Origin of the sequence: Paenibacillus darwinianus (assembly GCF_000598065.1) — a bacterium.
Taxonomy (GTDB): domain Bacteria; phylum Bacillota; class Bacilli; order Paenibacillales; family Paenibacillaceae; genus Paenibacillus_I; species Paenibacillus_I darwinianus.
This window is the reverse complement of record NZ_KK082142.1, coordinates 1-968: the sequence shown is the minus strand read 5'-3', so window position 1 is coordinate 968 and position 968 is coordinate 1. Positions and strand designations below refer to the sequence as shown.

Annotated in this window: 2 protein-coding genes; both read right to left on the bottom strand. The window is 57.1% G+C overall.

Annotated features, from left to right (window positions below):
* The coding region (locus BG52_RS04850) for a gamma-glutamylcyclotransferase family protein (protein ID WP_036666918.1) at positions 1 to 354 on the bottom strand (354 nt) is incomplete at its 3' end.
* On the bottom strand, positions 245 to 838 hold the full coding sequence (locus tag BG52_RS15225; RefSeq protein WP_081793589.1) for a gamma-glutamylcyclotransferase family protein: 594 nt from the start codon (positions 836 to 838) through the stop codon (positions 245 to 247). The genes BG52_RS15225 and BG52_RS04850, both read right to left, overlap by 110 nt.
* Between the last annotated feature and the right edge of the window lie 130 nt (positions 839 to 968).

Below are 968 nucleotides of genomic sequence, written 5' to 3'. Positions count from 1 at the left end.
ATCCGGAAAACCTCTCGTTCCCTCCCATACGTAAACCCAACCCGCCTGTTCCGGCCGGTCAAGGTCCTGTGCCCAGACGCGCTCATAATCGTTAGTTTCCTCGATGCCACCGAATTGTTCCAGAGCATCCATAGCCGCGAGACCCGCGCGTCCGACTTCGATCCAGAGGCCGCGGACACTCCGGCCGTTCGCTTTCGCGCTGCGTATAAGCGCCGGATACGCGCCGCAATCGACCAACCTTCCCTCAATCCTCCCCGGCACCACGGCTTCGATATAATCGGACACGACGATGTGGTTGGACATGCCGGGAAGCAGCGAGCCATATATAAATACACGATAACGTTCGGTTTGCATACCGCTCTCCCCTTTTGCTCCGGTCTTTAATCGGTCCAAGCCCGCTGGCTTGCATGGTACCCTTCAAACCATTTGACGAAATCGGCGGCGGGAATCGGGCGGGTAAAATAATAGGATCTCGGCCGTCATGCTCTCGGTAATTTCCAGCTCCAGCTATTTCGGCTCGAGTCCCGTTTCGTTCCGGCCGGTCAAGGTCCTGTGCCCAGACGCGCTCATAATCGTTAGTTTCCTCGATGCCACCGAATTGTTCCAGAGCATCCATAGCCGCGAGACCCGCGCGTCCGACTTCGATCCAGAGGCCGCGGACACTCCGGCCGTTCGCTTTCGCGCTGCGTATAAGCGCCGGATACGCGCCGCAATCGACCAACCTTCCCTCAATCCTCCCCGGCACCACGGCTTCGATATAATCGGACACGACGATGTGGTTGGACATGCCGGGAAGCAGCGAGCCATATATAAATACACGATAACGTTCGGTTTGCATACCGCTCTCCCCTTTTGCTCCGGTCTTTAATCGGTCCAAGCCCGCTGGCTTGCATGGTACCCTTCAAACCATTTGACGAAATCGGCGGCGGGAATCGGGCGGGTAAAATAATAGGATCTCGGCCGTCATG